The sequence below is a fragment of the Streptomyces sp. NPDC002776 genome, assembly GCF_053592195.1.
This window is the reverse complement of record NZ_JBSFVG010000001.1, coordinates 45,167-58,482: the sequence shown is the minus strand read 5'-3', so window position 1 is coordinate 58,482 and position 13,316 is coordinate 45,167. Positions and strand designations below refer to the sequence as shown.

General features: G+C 70.5%; 16 protein-coding genes. 7 read left to right on the top strand and 9 right to left on the bottom strand.

The window, feature by feature from the left end:
• Positions 1–7: 7 nt before the first annotated feature.
• The 3 genes from ACWD11_RS00275 to sodN all read right to left on the bottom strand — a co-directional run bounded on the left by ACWD11_RS00275 (position 8) and on the right by sodN (position 1,354).
• Positions 8–421 (bottom strand): VOC family protein, encoded by a 414-nt coding sequence (locus tag ACWD11_RS00275; protein ID WP_383312158.1) that lies wholly within the window; start codon positions 419–421, stop codon positions 8–10.
• Positions 422–438: 17 nt separating this feature from the next.
• On the bottom strand, positions 439–831 hold the full coding sequence (locus tag ACWD11_RS00270; protein ID WP_389414983.1) for a helix-turn-helix transcriptional regulator: 393 nt from the start codon (positions 829–831) through the stop codon (positions 439–441).
• A 127-nt stretch (positions 832–958) separates the two neighbouring features.
• Positions 959–1,354 (bottom strand): superoxide dismutase, Ni, encoded by a 396-nt coding sequence (gene sodN, locus ACWD11_RS00265; RefSeq protein ID WP_020123534.1) that lies wholly within the window; start codon positions 1,352–1,354, stop codon positions 959–961.
• A gap of 145 nt (positions 1,355–1,499) precedes the next feature.
• On the opposite strand from sodN, the gene sodX reads away from it, so the two are divergent.
• Positions 1,500–1,934, top strand: a complete 435-nt coding sequence (sodX, locus tag ACWD11_RS00260; protein ID WP_389415618.1) for a nickel-type superoxide dismutase maturation protease — start codon at positions 1,500–1,502, stop codon at positions 1,932–1,934.
• Here sodX and ACWD11_RS00255 read toward each other — a convergent pair.
• Positions 1,838–2,467: a CGNR zinc finger domain-containing protein gene (locus tag ACWD11_RS00255; RefSeq protein WP_389414982.1), complete on the bottom strand. Its 630-nt coding sequence runs from the start codon at positions 2,465–2,467 to the stop codon at positions 1,838–1,840. The two genes, sodX and ACWD11_RS00255, sit on opposite strands and share 97 nt — an antisense overlap.
• A 100-nt stretch (positions 2,468–2,567) precedes the next feature.
• On the opposite strand from ACWD11_RS00255, the gene ACWD11_RS00250 reads away from it, so the two are divergent.
• Positions 2,568–3,326, top strand: coding sequence for a class I SAM-dependent methyltransferase (locus tag ACWD11_RS00250; RefSeq protein ID WP_451280383.1), 759 nt, complete (start codon positions 2,568–2,570; stop codon positions 3,324–3,326).
• Between the two features lie 95 nt (positions 3,327–3,421).
• On the opposite strand, the gene ACWD11_RS00245 is transcribed toward ACWD11_RS00250, so the two are convergent.
• Genes ACWD11_RS00245 through ACWD11_RS00235 form a run of 3 tightly spaced genes read right to left on the bottom strand, consistent with a single transcriptional unit; the run spans position 3,422 to position 6,161 of the window.
• Positions 3,422–4,225: an amino acid ABC transporter ATP-binding protein gene (locus tag ACWD11_RS00245; protein ID WP_451280382.1), complete on the bottom strand. Its 804-nt coding sequence runs from the start codon at positions 4,223–4,225 to the stop codon at positions 3,422–3,424.
• On the bottom strand, positions 4,222–5,163 hold the full coding sequence (locus ACWD11_RS00240) for an amino acid ABC transporter permease (RefSeq protein ID WP_389414979.1): 942 nt from the start codon (positions 5,161–5,163) through the stop codon (positions 4,222–4,224). The genes ACWD11_RS00245 and ACWD11_RS00240 overlap by 4 nt, the downstream gene beginning before the upstream one ends.
• 38 nt (positions 5,164–5,201) lie before the next feature.
• Positions 5,202–6,161, bottom strand: coding sequence for an ABC transporter substrate-binding protein (locus ACWD11_RS00235; protein ID WP_451280379.1), 960 nt, complete (start codon positions 6,159–6,161; stop codon positions 5,202–5,204).
• A 607-nt stretch (positions 6,162–6,768) separates the two neighbouring features.
• On the opposite strand from ACWD11_RS00235, the gene ACWD11_RS00230 reads away from it, so the two are divergent.
• The 4 genes from ACWD11_RS00230 to ACWD11_RS00215 all read left to right on the top strand — a co-directional run bounded on the left by ACWD11_RS00230 (position 6,769) and on the right by ACWD11_RS00215 (position 10,036).
• Positions 6,769–7,992, top strand: coding sequence for an NAD(P)-dependent malic enzyme (locus tag ACWD11_RS00230; RefSeq protein ID WP_451280377.1), 1,224 nt, complete (start codon positions 6,769–6,771; stop codon positions 7,990–7,992).
• 190 nt (positions 7,993–8,182) lie between these two features.
• A complete protein-coding gene (locus tag ACWD11_RS00225) occupies positions 8,183–9,148 on the top strand; it encodes a zinc-binding dehydrogenase (protein WP_451280375.1) in 966 nt (321 codons plus the stop codon).
• 115 nt (positions 9,149–9,263) lie between these two features.
• On the top strand, positions 9,264–9,473 hold the full coding sequence (locus tag ACWD11_RS00220; protein WP_250075886.1) for an HTH domain-containing protein: 210 nt from the start codon (positions 9,264–9,266) through the stop codon (positions 9,471–9,473).
• A complete protein-coding gene (locus tag ACWD11_RS00215) occupies positions 9,473–10,036 on the top strand; it encodes a Clp protease N-terminal domain-containing protein (protein WP_451280373.1) in 564 nt (187 codons plus the stop codon). Before ACWD11_RS00220 ends, ACWD11_RS00215 begins: the two co-directional genes overlap by 1 nt.
• 221 nt (positions 10,037–10,257) lie before the next feature.
• On the opposite strand, the gene ACWD11_RS00210 is transcribed toward ACWD11_RS00215, so the two are convergent.
• On the bottom strand, positions 10,258–11,301 hold the full coding sequence (locus ACWD11_RS00210; protein ID WP_451280371.1) for a helix-turn-helix transcriptional regulator: 1,044 nt from the start codon (positions 11,299–11,301) through the stop codon (positions 10,258–10,260).
• 1 nt (position 11,302) lies between these two features.
• Complete coding sequence (locus ACWD11_RS00205; protein ID WP_451281108.1) at positions 11,303–12,268, bottom strand: DUF4097 family beta strand repeat-containing protein; 966 nt, start codon at positions 12,266–12,268, stop codon at positions 11,303–11,305.
• A 149-nt stretch (positions 12,269–12,417) separates the two neighbouring features.
• Here ACWD11_RS00205 and ACWD11_RS00200 point away from each other — a divergent pair, with 149 nt between their 5' ends.
• Positions 12,418–13,266, top strand: coding sequence for a hypothetical protein (locus ACWD11_RS00200; protein ID WP_451280369.1), 849 nt, complete (start codon positions 12,418–12,420; stop codon positions 13,264–13,266).
• Positions 13,267–13,316: the final 50 nt, after the last annotated feature.

Below are 13,316 nucleotides of genomic sequence, written 5' to 3'. Positions count from 1 at the left end.
TCGTAGGTCAGCTGTTCGGCTGCATGAACCGCAGCATGTTCCCGGCCGGGTCCCGGAACGCGCAGTCGCGCACCCCGTACGGCTGGTCCATCGGCTCCTGGATGACATCGCCGCCGGCTTCCCGCACCCGGGCGAACAGGGCGTCGCAGTCGTCGGTGGTGAAGTTGACCCCGTGCAGCACGCCCTTGGCGAGCAGACCGGCCATCGCCTCCCGGTCGGCGGGGGAGATGTCCGGGTCGGCACCGGGCGGCTCCAGCACGATGTCCACGTCGGGCTGCGCCGGCGATCCGACGGTCACCCAGCGCATCCCCTCGAAGCCGACGTCGTTACGGACCTCCATGCCCAGGACGTCCCGGTAGAAGGCGATCGCCTTGTCATGGTCGTCCACGGCCAGGAAACAGTTCTTGAGTCTGATCTCCATGACAGCAGGCTAGGCCGCTACGAGCGTTTCGGCCGGGTGAAGCGGCGGGCCACGCAGGCCGGGATCACGGCGCCGTCCTCGTGCGAGCGGGCCCGGTAGGCGCTCGGGGTCTCGCCGACCAGCTCGGTGAAGCGCGCGCTGAAGGAGCCGAGGGAGGTGCAGCCGACCGCCATGCAGACCTCCGTGACGCTCAGGTCCCCGCGGCGCAGCAGCGCCTTGGCGCGCTCGATCCGGCGGGTCATGAGATAGCCGTACGGCGTCTCGCCGTAGGCGGCGCGGAAGCTGCGCTGGAAGTGGCCCGGGGACATCAGCGCGGTCCGGGCCAGCTCGGTGATGTCGAGGGGCTCGGTGTACTCGCGGTCCATGCGGTCGCGGGCCCGCCGCAGCCGGACCAGATCCTCGGTGTGCACCCCGCCAGCATGGCACGGACGGCCGAAGGGGCCCGGCCGCGTACTGCGGCCGGGCCCCTCCGGGGATGCCCGTCGACCTGCGATGGTGCACCGACCGCCGGTCCGGGCGATCCCAAAAGGTCCTGGATCAGGCCTTCTTGGTCTCCCAGAAGATCTTGTCGATCTGGGCGATGTAGTCCAGCGCCTTCTGGCCGGTGGCCGGGTCGGTGGACGCCTTCGCGGCCGACAGGGCCTTGAGCGCGTCGTTGACCAGCTGGTGCAGCTCCGGGTACTTCTCGAAGTGCGGGGGCTTGAAGTAGTCGCTCCACAGGACCGACACGTGGTGCTTGGCGAGCTCGGCGCGCTGCTCCTTGATGACGGTCGCACGGGCCTGGAAGTGCGGGTCGTCGTTGGCGGCCATCTTCTCCTGCACGGCCTTGACCGACTCCGCCTCGATGCGGGCCTGGGCCGGGTCGTACACACCGCAGGGCAGGTCGCAGTGCGCGCTGACCTTCACCTTGGGGGCAAACAGGCGGGAAAGCATGGAGCATTCCTTCCTCGTGATCGTCTTCTCAGGTGGGACATTACTCCCTGCGGGACGGGTTTTCGCGAGTGCCCCCATGGGCTTAGGACAAAAGTCCAGGGTCAGACTGAGACTGGTGGAGGATAGGACCGGGGAGGTGCCGGTGATGCCGGAACTGTCGCAGGAGACCGAGCGCGGGCGGTCGTTGCTGCCCTTCGGGCCGGCCGAGGTGACCGGGCCGTCGATGGTGCCCACGCTGCATCACGGGGACCGGCTGCTGGTGCAGTACGGGGCCCGGATCCGGCCCGGTGACGTGGTCGTGCTCCGTCATCCCTTCCAGCAGGACCTGCTGGTCGTCAAGCGGGCCGCGGAGCGCCGCGAGGGCGGCTGGTGGGTGCTCGGGGACAACGCCTACGCGGGCGGGGACAGCACCGACTACGGCACGGTCCCGGCGGAGCTGGTGCTGGGCAAGGTGCGGGCCCGGTTCCGGCCGCGCGGGACCGGTCAGCGCTCGCCGTTCGCGCTGGTGCGCTGGGCGCTGTCCGCGGTGCGGCCCGTGCTGTCCGACCGGTCGGCCGCCAGGCGCTTGCGGGCCCGGTAGGCGGCCACGTTCGCGCGGGTGGCGCAGCGGTCAGAGCAGTAGCGCCGGGAGCGGTTGGTCGAGGTGTCTAGGTAGGCGTTGCGGCACGGCGCCGCCTCGCACAGGCCGAGCCGGTCCACGCCGTACTCCGTGAGATGGAAGGCCAGGCCCATCGCCGCGATGGCCGCGTAGCCCGCGGTGGCGTTCGACGGGTGGTCGGCGAGGTGCATGTGCCACAGCGGGCGGCCGTCGTCGTCCCGGAAGTCGTGCCCGGAGATCTGCGGGCTGACCGGGAACTCCAGCAGCAGTGAGTTCAGCAGGTCCACGGCGAGCGTCTCGTCGCCGCCGTCGGCCGCCTCGAACACCGAACGCAGCCGGCCCCGGACCGAGCGGAACCGGGTGACGTCGGCGTCCGTGGCACGGCGGGCCGCCGACTGGTTCCCGCCGAACAGATCGCGGACGGCCTCGACGGACGTCAGCGAGTCCTTGCCCCGGGCCGGGTCCTCGCTGTTGACGAGACGCACAGCGTAGTCCGAGTAATAGGCCAGTTCCACTTGTAGTCCTTACGAAGGCGCTCTATGGTCGGGGTGCGGTCGGGGTAACAGACGATCGTGCTTCCAGGGTATTACGCATACGTCCGAGGAGGGGGCTCCCATGACGACCGGTACCGGAACCGACTGGCACGCCTGGCAGGAGAGCTGGGACCGGCAGCAGGAGTGGTACATGCCCGACCGGGAGGAGCGCTTCCGGATCATGCTGGACATGGTGGAGGCGCTCGTCGGGCCCGAGCCCCGGGTCCTCGACCTGGCCTGCGGCACAGGCTCCATCACGGCCCGCCTGTTCGCCCGGCTCCCCGGCGCCACCAGCACCGGCGTGGACCTGGACCCGGCGCTGCTCGCCATTGCGGAGGGCACCTTCGCGGGCGACGAGCGGGTCGCCTTCGTCACCGCCGACCTCAAGGACCCCGACTGGCCGGCGAAGCTGCCGTACGACTCCTACGACGCCGTGCTGACCGCCACGGCCCTGCACTGGCTGCACAGCGAACCCCTCGCGGCCCTCTACGGCCAGGTCGCCGGTCTGGTCCGCGAAGGCGGTGTCTTCATGAACGCGGACCACATGATCGACGACACCACCCCCCGGATCAACGCCGTCGAGCGGGCGCAGCGGCACGCGCGCATGGAACGGGCCAAGGCCGACGGCGCCCTGGACTGGGCCGAGTGGTGGCAGGTCGCGGCCAAGGACCCCGTCCTCGCCGAGCCCACGGCGCGCCGCTTCGAGATCTACGGCGAGCACGCCGACGGCGACACCCCGTCCGCGCAGTGGCACGCGCGCGTGCTGCGCGAGAAGGGCTTCGCCGAGGCCCGGCCGGTGTGGTGCTCACCGTCGGACGCCCTGGTGCTGGCGCTGAAGTAGACCCGCTCTGTCGGCTGCGGCCGTAGCGGCAGTGCACGAAGGGGCGGTACGGGAGTCCCGTACCGCCCCTTCGTTCCGCCGGGGTCCTGCCAGGGTCAGAGGACCTTGGACAGGAACGCCTTCGTCCGCTCGTGCTGCGGGTCCGTCAGGACCTCGCGCGGGTCGCCCGACTCGACGACCACGCCGTCGTCCATGAAGACGAGGTTGTCGCCCACCTCGCGGGCGAAGCCCATCTCGTGGGTGACGACGACCATCGTCATGCCGGACTCGGCGAGGTCGCGCATGACGTCGAGGACGTCACCGACCAGCTCCGGGTCGAGGGCCGAGGTCGGCTCGTCGAACAGCATCAGCTTCGGGTCCATCGCCAGCGCCCGGGCGATCGCCACCCGCTGCTGCTGGCCGCCGGAGAGCTGCGAGGGATAGTTGGCGGCCTTGTCGCCGAGGCCGACCTTCTCCAGCAGCTCCCGCGCCCGCTCCCGGGCCTGGCTCCTGCTGACGCCCTTGACCTGGATGGGCGCCTCCATGACGTTCTCCGCGGCGGTCATGTGCGGGAACAGGTTGAAGCGCTGGAACACCATGCCGATGTCCCGTCGCTGCTGCGCGACCTCGCTGTCCTTGAGCTCGTACAGCTTGTCGCCCTTCTGGCGGTAGCCGACCAGCTGGCCGTCGACGTACAGCCGGCCGGCGTTGATCTTCTCCAGGTGGTTGATGCACCGCAGGAACGTCGACTTGCCGGAGCCGGAGGGGCCGATGAGGCAGAACACCTCGCCGGTCCGCACCTCCAGGTCGATGCCCTTGAGGACCTCGATACTGCCGAAGGACTTGTGGACGCCCTCGGCCTTCACCATGGCCCGGGCGGACTCCGAGTCCTGGGAGGGCTGCTTCGTCACGTCGGTCATACCGTGACTCCCTTCGGGCGGCGAGCGGGCAGGACGGCCGCCTTGATGCGCTGCATGGGCGTCGGGGGCAGGCTTCGGGACGAGCCGCGCGCGTAGTGCCGCTCGATGTAGTACTGGCCGACGCTCAGGATCGAGGTCATGATCAGGTACCAGGCGGCGGCGAGGAAGTACATCTCCACGGTGGAGCCCGCGTTCTGGCCGATGTCCTGGGCCTGCTTGAACAGGTCCGCATACTGCACCGCCGCCACCAGTGACGTGGTCTTCAGCATGTTGATGACCTCGTTGCCCGTGGGCGGCACGATGACGCGCATCGCCTGCGGGATGACGATGCGGCGCAGCGTCTTGGTGTGGCTCATGCCGAGCGCCTGGGACGCCTCGCTCTGGCCCTCGTCGACCGAGAGCAGGCCGGCGCGGCAGATCTCCGCCATGTACGCGGCCTCGTTGAGGCCGAGCCCGAGCAGCGCCGTCAGCAGCGGCGTCATGAAGGACGACCAGTAGTCCTTGTAGATCGGGCCGAGATTGATGTACTCGAAGACCAGGCCGAGGTTGAACCAGACGAACAGCTGGACCAGGACCGGGGTACCCCGGAAGAACCAGATGTAGAGCCAGGCGATCGACGAGGTCACCGGGTTCTTCGACAGGCGCATGACGGCGAGCAGGATGCCGCCGGCGATGCCGATCACCATGGAGAGCACGGTGAGCAGGAGGGTCTTCCAGACGCCGTCCATGATGCGGTCGTCGAAGAAGTACTCGGGGATCGCGTCCCAGTTGATGTTGCCTTGCGCGAAGGCGTAGACGATCACGCCGAAGATGGCGAGAGCGAGGGCCGCGGACACGTAGCGCCCCGGGTGCCGGACCGGGATGGCCTTGATGGCCTCCGGCCCGGCTGAGGGCGTCGGGTCGGCGGGACCGTCCGTCTTGTTGACGTCAACAGTCACGGGTGGTGCCTTTCAGAACGAGCGGTGCCGAGACGGGATCAGGAACCACCATTGATCTTGGCCTCGGTGATCGCGCCGTCCTCGACGCCCCACTTCTTGATGATCTTCTCGTACTCGCCGTTGTCGATGATGGCCTGCACGGCGGCCTGGAGCGCGTCACGCAGCTCGGTGTCCTCCTTGGACACGGCGATGCCGTACGGACCTGCCTCGACCTGGTCGCCGACGATCTCGAAGTTCTTGCCCCCGCCCGCGTTCTTCACCGAGTAGGCGGCGATCGGGAAGTCGGCGGAGACGACGTCGGCGCCCTTGGAGCGCATCCGGGTCTCGGCCTCCGGGTTGGTGGCGAAGTCCTCGACCTTGAGTTCCTTCTTGCCGTCGTCCTTGCACTTCTTCGCCTGCTCCTTGGCGAGGTCGTGCGAGAAGGTGTTGCGCTGCACGGCCATGGTCTTGCCGCACAGGTCGTCCCAGGTCTTGATCCCCTGGGTGTCGCCCTTGTTGGTGTAGAGGGAGACACCGGCGGTGAAGTAGTCGACGAAGTCGACGCCCTCGCCGACCTTCTTGCCCGTGTCCGAGTCGACGCCCTCCTGGCGGTCCTTGGTGTCGGTCATGGCCGACATGGCGATGTCGTACCGGTTGGAGGCGAGACCACCGATGAGGGTGTCGAACGTGGCGTTCTGGAACTCGAACTTCACGCCGAGCTGCTTGCCCATCGCCGCGGCGATGTCGGGGTCGATCCCGACCACCTTGCCGGAATCGTCCTTGAACTCCACCGGCGCATACGCGATGTCGGAGCCGACCTTGATGACACCCTTGCTGGCGATGGATGCCGGAAGCTTGTCGGCCAGGGGCGCCGAGGTCTTCGTTTCGGTCTCGCTGCTGTCGTCCTTCGTCTGGTCACCGCAGCCGGTGAGCATCAGGGCGCCTGCGACCGCGATCGAGCCGACCGCTGCCAGCCGGGAGCGCGTGGCGGTCGTACGACGGGTGGTGCGTGCGGTCATGGTGGGTTCCTCCGGCGGATGGGTGGAGTTGCCGATGGGTCGACGAGAGCACACGTCTTCGAGTGTCGCGACCTCGTGTGATTACGGCATCTTGCCATTCGGACTGAGCCATTCAGGGGGCCAGCTATGTCAAAATCGGATAACGGGTTACCCCCGAACCGCACCAGGTCGGTACATCCCGACCGCATCTTCTGCGGGAATCCCTCCTTCCGGCCGGAAGATCTTCGGTGCATCTCATGATGCGGATGGCCGTGGGGCCTCGCCACCGTTGCGCTTGAGCGCCGGTCGGGCCCTCGTCAAGGGCGTTGGGCTACTTGTCGGTATGCCGCCGCATGATTCATGTCACCGGAATGCGGTGATCGATGATCGTTCTTCGTTCCGCCATGTGAGCTTGCACGTATTGGACTCGTCCTCGACGCCGTCCGTCCGGTAAGAAGGTGCTTTACACCCCTCATCCGGGGCTCCAGGGCGCGTGTGCGGCGCGCCCGTCGCGTATGTGCCCTCAAGTGACCGTACGTATCGGTAACTGGGCTGTGCGCGGTGCCCGCCCACCCCTCACCTGGGAGTGGCCACCCTCAAACCATGAATATTTAAGGGGTCAGACAAAGTGGCAGCGGAGATCGTCAATCCTCGCAGCGACAGCGATACGGGTCAGGACGGAGGGGCGGAGCCCCTCGATTCCTTCGACCCCGCGTTCGCGCTGCACCGCGGCGGCAAGATGGCTGTGCAAGCCACCGTGCCGGTCCGCGACAAGGACGACCTGTCCCTCGCGTACACACCCGGCGTGGCGAAAGTGTGCAGCGCCATCGCCGAGCAGCCGGATCTCGTCCACGACTACACGTGGAAGTCGTCGGTCGTCGCCGTCGTGACGGACGGTACGGCCGTGCTCGGGCTCGGCGACATCGGTCCTGAGGCCTCCCTTCCGGTGATGGAAGGCAAGGCGATTCTGTTCAAGCAGTTCGGCGGCGTGGACGCGGTGCCGATCGCGCTGGACTGCACCGGCGTCGACGAGATCGTCGAGACCGTGGTGCGCCTCGCGCCCTCCTTCGGGGGCGTCAACCTCGAGGACATCTCGGCGCCGCGGTGCTTCGAGATCGAGCGCAAGCTCCAGGAGCGCCTCGACATCCCGATCTTCCACGACGACCAGCACGGTACGGCGGTCGTGACGCTGGCGGCGCTGCGGAACGCGGCGCGGCTGAGCCGGCGGGAGATCGGGCAACTGCGGGCGGTCATCTCGGGCGCCGGCGCGGCCGGGGTCGCCATCGCCAAGATGCTGGTCGAGGCCGGCATCGGTGATGTCGCGCTCGCCGACCGCAAGGGCATCATCTCGGCGGATCGTGCGGATCTGACCGACGTGAAGCGCGAGGTCGCCTCCTTCACCAACAAGGCGGGGCTGACCGGCTCCCTGGAGGACGCCCTCGCCGGTGCCGACGTCTTCATCGGCGTCTCCGGCGGTACGGTCGCGGAGGCCGCGGTCGCCTCCATGGCGCCGGGTGCCTTCGTGTTCGCGATGGCCAACCCGAACCCCGAGGTGCACCCCGACGTCGCGCACAAGTACGCGGCGGTCGTGGCGACGGGCCGTTCGGACTTCCCGAACCAGATCAACAACGTCCTGGCGTTCCCCGGCATCTTCGCGGGCGCCCTTCAGGTCCGGGCCTCCCGGATCACCGAGGGCATGAAGATCGCGGCCGCGGAGGCGCTGGCCTCGGTGGTCGGGGACGACCTGGCCGCGGACTACGTGATCCCGTCGCCGTTCGACGAGCGGGTCGCCCCGGCGGTCACGGCGGCGGTCGCCGCCGCGGCCCGCGCGGAGGGCGTGGCTCGGCGGTGAGCTGAGTCGTAGGCGAGATGACCCCGGCCGGGCTGTTGTCCGGCCGGGGTCATTTTTTACCTTGGCGGTGGGCCGGGCGGGTGGTTCCGGCCCGCGCACCCGGATGCGCGGTGGCTACTGCTGGCAAGAGGGCATGTGTCACAGCCGCCCCCGGTTCCCGAGCCGGGCGTGCGGGCCTATCGTCAAGGTCATGTTCGCCGTCTATGCCGCCCGAATCGACCGCGACCAGCCGCTCACCGGCCTTGAGTTGGGGGAGCGTCCCGCCCCCGAGGCCCGTCCCGGCTGGAGCGTCGTCCATGTCAAGGCCGCCTCCCTCAACCACCATGACCTGTGGTCCCTGCGTGGCGTGGGCCTCGCAGAGGACAAGCTGCCGATGATCCTCGGCTGCGACGCCGCCGGCGTCGACGAGGACGGCAACGAGGTCGTCCTGCACTCCGTCATCGGCCAGAGCGGCCATGGCGTGGGCCCCAAGGAGCCGCGCTCCATCCTCACCGAGCGCTACCAGGGCACCTTCGCGGACCAGGTCGCCGTGCCGACCTGGAACATCCTCCCCAAGCCGAAGGAGCTCTCCTTCGCGGAGGCCGCCTGTCTGCCCACGGCCTGGCTGACGGCGTACCGGATGCTCTTCACCAACGCGGGGGTACGCCCCGGCGACTCCGTCCTCGTCCAGGGCGCGGGCGGCGGTGTCGCCACGGCGGCGATCGTCCTCGGCAAAGCCGCGGGGCTGCGGGTCTTCGCCACCAGCCGGGACGAGGCCAAGCGCAAGCGGGCGCTGGAGCTCGGCGCGGTGGAGGCCGTGGAGTCGGGGGCGCGGCTGCCGGAGCGGGTCGACGCCGTCATCGAGACCGTGGGCGCCGCGACCTGGTCGCACTCGGTCAAGTCGCTGAAGCCCGGTGGCACGCTGGTCATCTCCGGTGCCACCAGCGGTGACCGGCCCTCGCACGCCGAGCTGACCCGGATCTTCTTCCTGGAGCTGAAGGTCGTCGGCTCCACGATGGGTACCAAGGGCGAGCTGGAGGACCTCCTCTCCTTCTGCGCCGCCACCGGTGTGCGGCCCGTCATCGACGAGGTGCTGCCGATGGACCGGGCCCGGGAGGGCTTCGAACGGCTGGCGTCGGGGGAGCAGTTCGGCAAGATCGTGCTCACCAACTCTTGAGCCTCTCCCAGCATGTCGGTCAGGCGGGTCCGGGCGGTTGCCGGGCCCGCCTTTCCCGTGCGCGAGATGTCAACCGAGGTTGACAACGTGGGGGATGTCAACCTAGATTGACGGCATGAGTGAGGCAACGGATCTCGCCGAGCGCGCGGGCGACCGCGACCCGAGGGTCGGACTGCGTGCCGTCGCCGCGCTGCGCCGGCTGCTGGAGCAGCTGGAGGCGGTGCAGGTGCGCAATGCGCGCAATCAGGGGTGGTCGTGGCAGGAGATCGCCGCGGAGCTCGGTGTCAGCAGGCAGGCCGTGCACAAGAAGTACGGGAGGCATTGATGTTCGAGCGGTTCACCAAGGATGCCCGGGCAATCGTGACGGGCGCGGTCGAGCACGCGGAGGGGGCGGGGGCCGGGAGGGTGGATGCCGAGCATCTGCTGCTCGCCCTGCTGGACCGGCAGGGCAGCCGCGCCTCCTTCGCGCTGGCCGCGCTGGGGCTCGCGGAGCGCAGGGAGTCGGTACGGGAGGCGCTCGGCGAGGCCCGACGGCGGGCCGGGCTGTCCCAGGCGGAGACCGACGCCCTCGCGGGACTCGGCATCGACGTCGCGGAGATCGTCGCCCGGGTCGAGGAGGTGCACGGCGCCGGCGCGATGTCCGGCAACCGCAAGGGCAAGGGCTGGTGGTCCGGACGCATTCCCTTCGGCAGGGAGGCCAAGGACACGCTGGTGTGCTCCCTGCGCATCGCGATGGCCCACCGCGACCGGCACATCGGCGACGAGCACCTCCTCCTCGCCCTGACGGCCCGCCCCGGCGTCTCCGCCGAGGTCCTGGCCGACCACGGCGTGACCAACGCGTCCCTCACCCGGGTCCTCTACGGGGCGGGCGAGGCCCAGGCCGGGTGACCCCGGAGCCTGCTCGGCCGGTCCACGAGGTGCTGCGGCGCCTCAGGGCTGCGGCGTCCGCAGGACCACCCCTATGTGCGCCGCCGCCGTCGACAGATGGCGACGGGCGTCGCGGGCGTCGCGGGCGATGCGTCTTTGACCCGGGTCCTCTACGGGGCGGCGAGGCCAAGGCCGGGTGATCCCGGTGCCTGCTCGGCCGGTCCACGAGGTGCTGCGGCGCCTCAGGGCTGCGGCGTCCGGAGGACCACCCCTATGTGCGCCGCCGCCGTCGACAGATGGCGACGGGCGTCGCGGAGCTGGTCCGCGGTGACGCCGTGGTCCCGGGCCGCGTCCCGGATGTCGTCGCGGAAGCGGTCCAGGAGGCGGTCCAGATCGCGGGCCGGGTCCCCGGTCGGGGCCTCATGGGCCCAGGCCGGTTCGTACGCGGCGGGGAAGTCCTCGGGGGTGTCGGTGTACTCGGGGGCGGGCCCGGAATCCGTACCGCCGCGGCCGAAGCCGAAGCCCCGGCCGAACTCCTTGCCGTAGTCCTTCCCGAACTCGCCGAACTCCTTGGCCAGTTCGGTCAGGCCCTCGCGCACCCCGGCCGGCCAGTCGCCCCGCGCGAAGTGGTCCTGCACATGGTCCTGGACGCGCTTGGCGATGCGCTGCACCTCCTCCTGGGCCTGGACCCGGGCCCGGTCCTGGGCCTCCTTGGCCTGGCGCCGGGCGCGCTGGGCCTCGTCGCGGGCACGCCGGCTCTCGTCCTTGGCGCGCCGGGCCTGTTCCTTCCACTCCTGCTTGGCGCGGCGCATCTCCTCCTTGGCGGCGCGCCAGGCCTCCTTGTCGGTGAAGTCCGCGAAGTCACCGAAGGCGGCGTCCGCCTGGGCGCCGTTGCCCTGGCGGGCCTCGGACGCCGCCGCCCGCATCTCGCGCCGCAGATCACCGGCGGCGCCGCGCACATCGGCCCGGATCTCGGCGGCGAGCTCCGCGACCGACTCCCGGATCTCCAGCTCCAGATCGGCCAGTTCGCCACTGCGGTCGGCCAGCTCGGCCCGCCCCGCGTCCGTGATGGCGTACACCTTGCGGCCGCCCTCGGTGGTGTGGGTGACCAGGCCCTCGCTCTCCAGCTTCGCCAGCCGGGGGTAGACGGTGCCTGCCGAGGGTGCGTACAGGCCCTGGAAGCGCTCCTCCAGGAGGCGGATCACCTCGTAGCCGTGGCGCGGGGCCTCGTCCAGCAGCTTCAGCAGGTACAGGCGCAGGCGGCCGTGGGCGAAGACGGGAGGCATGTCAGAGCACCTTCTTGTCGGTCGTGCCGTCGGCCGGGTCGCCCGGTTCGGCGTCGGTGGGGGCGGTGGTCTCCCGGCCGGAACCGGAATTCTCCCCCGAGGCGGCCGGGGCGCTGTCCGCCGGGGCCTCCTCCCATGCCTCCGCCTCCCAGGGCTCCTCCTCGCGGGGTGGCCTGCGCAGCAGGGCGATGGAACCGGAGACCGTGGTCGCCCGCAGCTTGCCGTTGCCCGCGCCCAGCCGGCCCGTGATCTTGTGGGCGCCCCACTGGCCGTGCACCCGGAGCCCGTCGAAGGCGTTGGAGATGGTGCCGCTCGCGGTGTTGGCCTCGACGTCGGCATCGGCCGGCTGCGGAAGCCGGATGGCGATCTCGCCGGAGACGCTGGTCAGCCGTACGTCCGTGGGGCCCTCCGGGTCGAGGTCGACGATCATCGAGCCGCTGACCGAGTCCGCCCGCACGGAGGGGCCCGAGCCCTCCACGACCGTCAGATCCCCCGAGACGGAGTTGAAGCGCAGATCTCCGGTGACGGCCTGGGCCTCCAGATTCCCGGAGACCGTGTCGGCGCGCACCGGGCCGGAGAGCCCGACCAGGGTCGTGTCGCCGGTGACGCCCTTCACCACCGCGGGGCCGCGCACCCCGGAGATGACCGCGCCCGCGCCGACCACGCCCACCTCGATCCGGGTGTCGGCGGGCACCGCCAGCGAGACCACGGCGCTGCGCCGCCAGCCCTTGCGGTCGAGCCACTTCAGGAAGCCCTTCCAGGGCAGGTCCTCGTAGGCGACCGTGAGGGTGCCGTCCTCCTGGGTGACCAGCAGGGGAGGGCCCTCGATCTCGGAGATCTCCAGGCGGGCGGAACCTTCGTCCGTGCCCACCACGTTCACCGTGCCGTTGACGATCCGTACGTGGAGATCTCGCACGGGCACGTCGAAGGTGAGCTTGGTCGGCTCCGCGACGGACCACTCGGACATGGTGACGACCTCCCCGAAGGCGACGCGCCATATCGCGTCTCTTGTCATTCACGATATATCGCGCTCACGGAAAGTCAAGACACTCTTTTTGGGGACGATCGTGGCCCGGAAATACGCCCAACCATCAGAAATCGCCCTAGCGTGTGACCATGTCGCCGGATTCTCCCCGCACCGGTCCCGTTTCCGGGGCGCCCGCTCCCGGAGCCCTGCTGCTCTGCCGGGCGGACCCCGATGCCGTCGCCCTTCCCGCCCGGCTGCTGGGCACCCGCATGCTGGTCCGCCCCGCGGGCGGGGAGTGGAGCGTGCTGGTGCCCGAGGGCAGGCCCTGGGCGGACGGCGACGAGTCCGTCGACCGCGTGCTGACCGGCTGGGCCACCGCCCTCGCCGTCGCCGCCCCCTGGCCCGTGCTCGCGCTGTGGTGGGACGAGGACCGCGCCGGCTACACCCTCGCGTCCGGCTTCCGCCGCCCCGTCGGATATATCTGGCTCACCAACGGCACCCCGGTCGGCGAGGACGAGGCCATGCGCACCTTCGCCGCCCGCCTCGGCCTCGATCCCGTCCTCGACATGGAGTCCCTGGACCGGCTCACCCGGCCGGACCCCGACGCCGACGCGCGTGCCCGGCTGCTCGGCCTGCTCGCGGTCCTCACGCGGGCGGGCGTCTCCCTCCCCGCCGGTCTCACCCCCGGCGAACCGGCCGACCGCCTCCACGCGACGGCCCGCGCCCAGCCGTACGCCCGCCCCGGCCGGCGGCCCGGCCCGCACCGCACCCTCCGCGCGGAACTCGACGCGATCGACGTCGGCCGCTTGGCCCCTTGGCTCCCCTGGTCCGGCACCCCCAAGGCCCGCACACTCGCCGCCGCCCAGCTCGCCGCCGGCCTCCCGCTCACCGCCCTCGGACTGCGGCGGCGCAGCGGCGGCTGGACCGCGGCGGGGGCGCTGCTGCTGGCGCACGGCGCGCTGGGACTGGCGTACGACGTGACCCGGCCGCGCGACTGACGGCGTGACCCTGGCGCGTGACTGGCGACGCGGCGGCCCGCCCCCACTGA

What these genes read in the sequence shown, in the direction of transcription:
- ACWD11_RS00235 (WP_451280379.1), bottom strand. Translation starts at nt 6,161, where the DNA reads ATGACCGCACGCACCACCCGTCGTACGACCGCCACGCGCTCCCGGCTG.
- ACWD11_RS00205 (WP_451281108.1), bottom strand. Translation starts at nt 12,268, where the DNA reads ATGTCCGAGTGGTCCGTCGCGGAGCCGACCAAGCTCACCTTCGACGTG.
- sodX (WP_389415618.1), top strand. Translation starts at nt 1,500, where the DNA reads ATGCCGGAACTGTCGCAGGAGACCGAGCGCGGGCGGTCGTTGCTGCCC.
- ACWD11_RS00220 (WP_250075886.1), top strand. Translation starts at nt 9,264, where the DNA reads ATGAGTGAGGCAACGGATCTCGCCGAGCGCGCGGGCGACCGCGACCCG.
- ACWD11_RS00210 (WP_451280371.1), bottom strand. Translation starts at nt 11,301, where the DNA reads ATGCCTCCCGTCTTCGCCCACGGCCGCCTGCGCCTGTACCTGCTGAAG.
- ACWD11_RS00215 (WP_451280373.1), top strand. Translation starts at nt 9,473, where the DNA reads ATGTTCGAGCGGTTCACCAAGGATGCCCGGGCAATCGTGACGGGCGCG.
- ACWD11_RS00275 (WP_383312158.1), bottom strand. Translation starts at nt 421, where the DNA reads ATGGAGATCAGACTCAAGAACTGTTTCCTGGCCGTGGACGACCATGAC.
- sodN (WP_020123534.1), bottom strand. Translation starts at nt 1,354, where the DNA reads ATGCTTTCCCGCCTGTTTGCCCCCAAGGTGAAGGTCAGCGCGCACTGC.
- ACWD11_RS00250 (WP_451280383.1), top strand. Translation starts at nt 2,568, where the DNA reads ATGACGACCGGTACCGGAACCGACTGGCACGCCTGGCAGGAGAGCTGG.
- ACWD11_RS00245 (WP_451280382.1), bottom strand. Translation starts at nt 4,225, where the DNA reads ATGACCGACGTGACGAAGCAGCCCTCCCAGGACTCGGAGTCCGCCCGG.
- ACWD11_RS00225 (WP_451280375.1), top strand. Translation starts at nt 8,183, where the DNA reads ATGTTCGCCGTCTATGCCGCCCGAATCGACCGCGACCAGCCGCTCACC.
- ACWD11_RS00200 (WP_451280369.1), top strand. Translation starts at nt 12,418, where the DNA reads ATGTCGCCGGATTCTCCCCGCACCGGTCCCGTTTCCGGGGCGCCCGCT.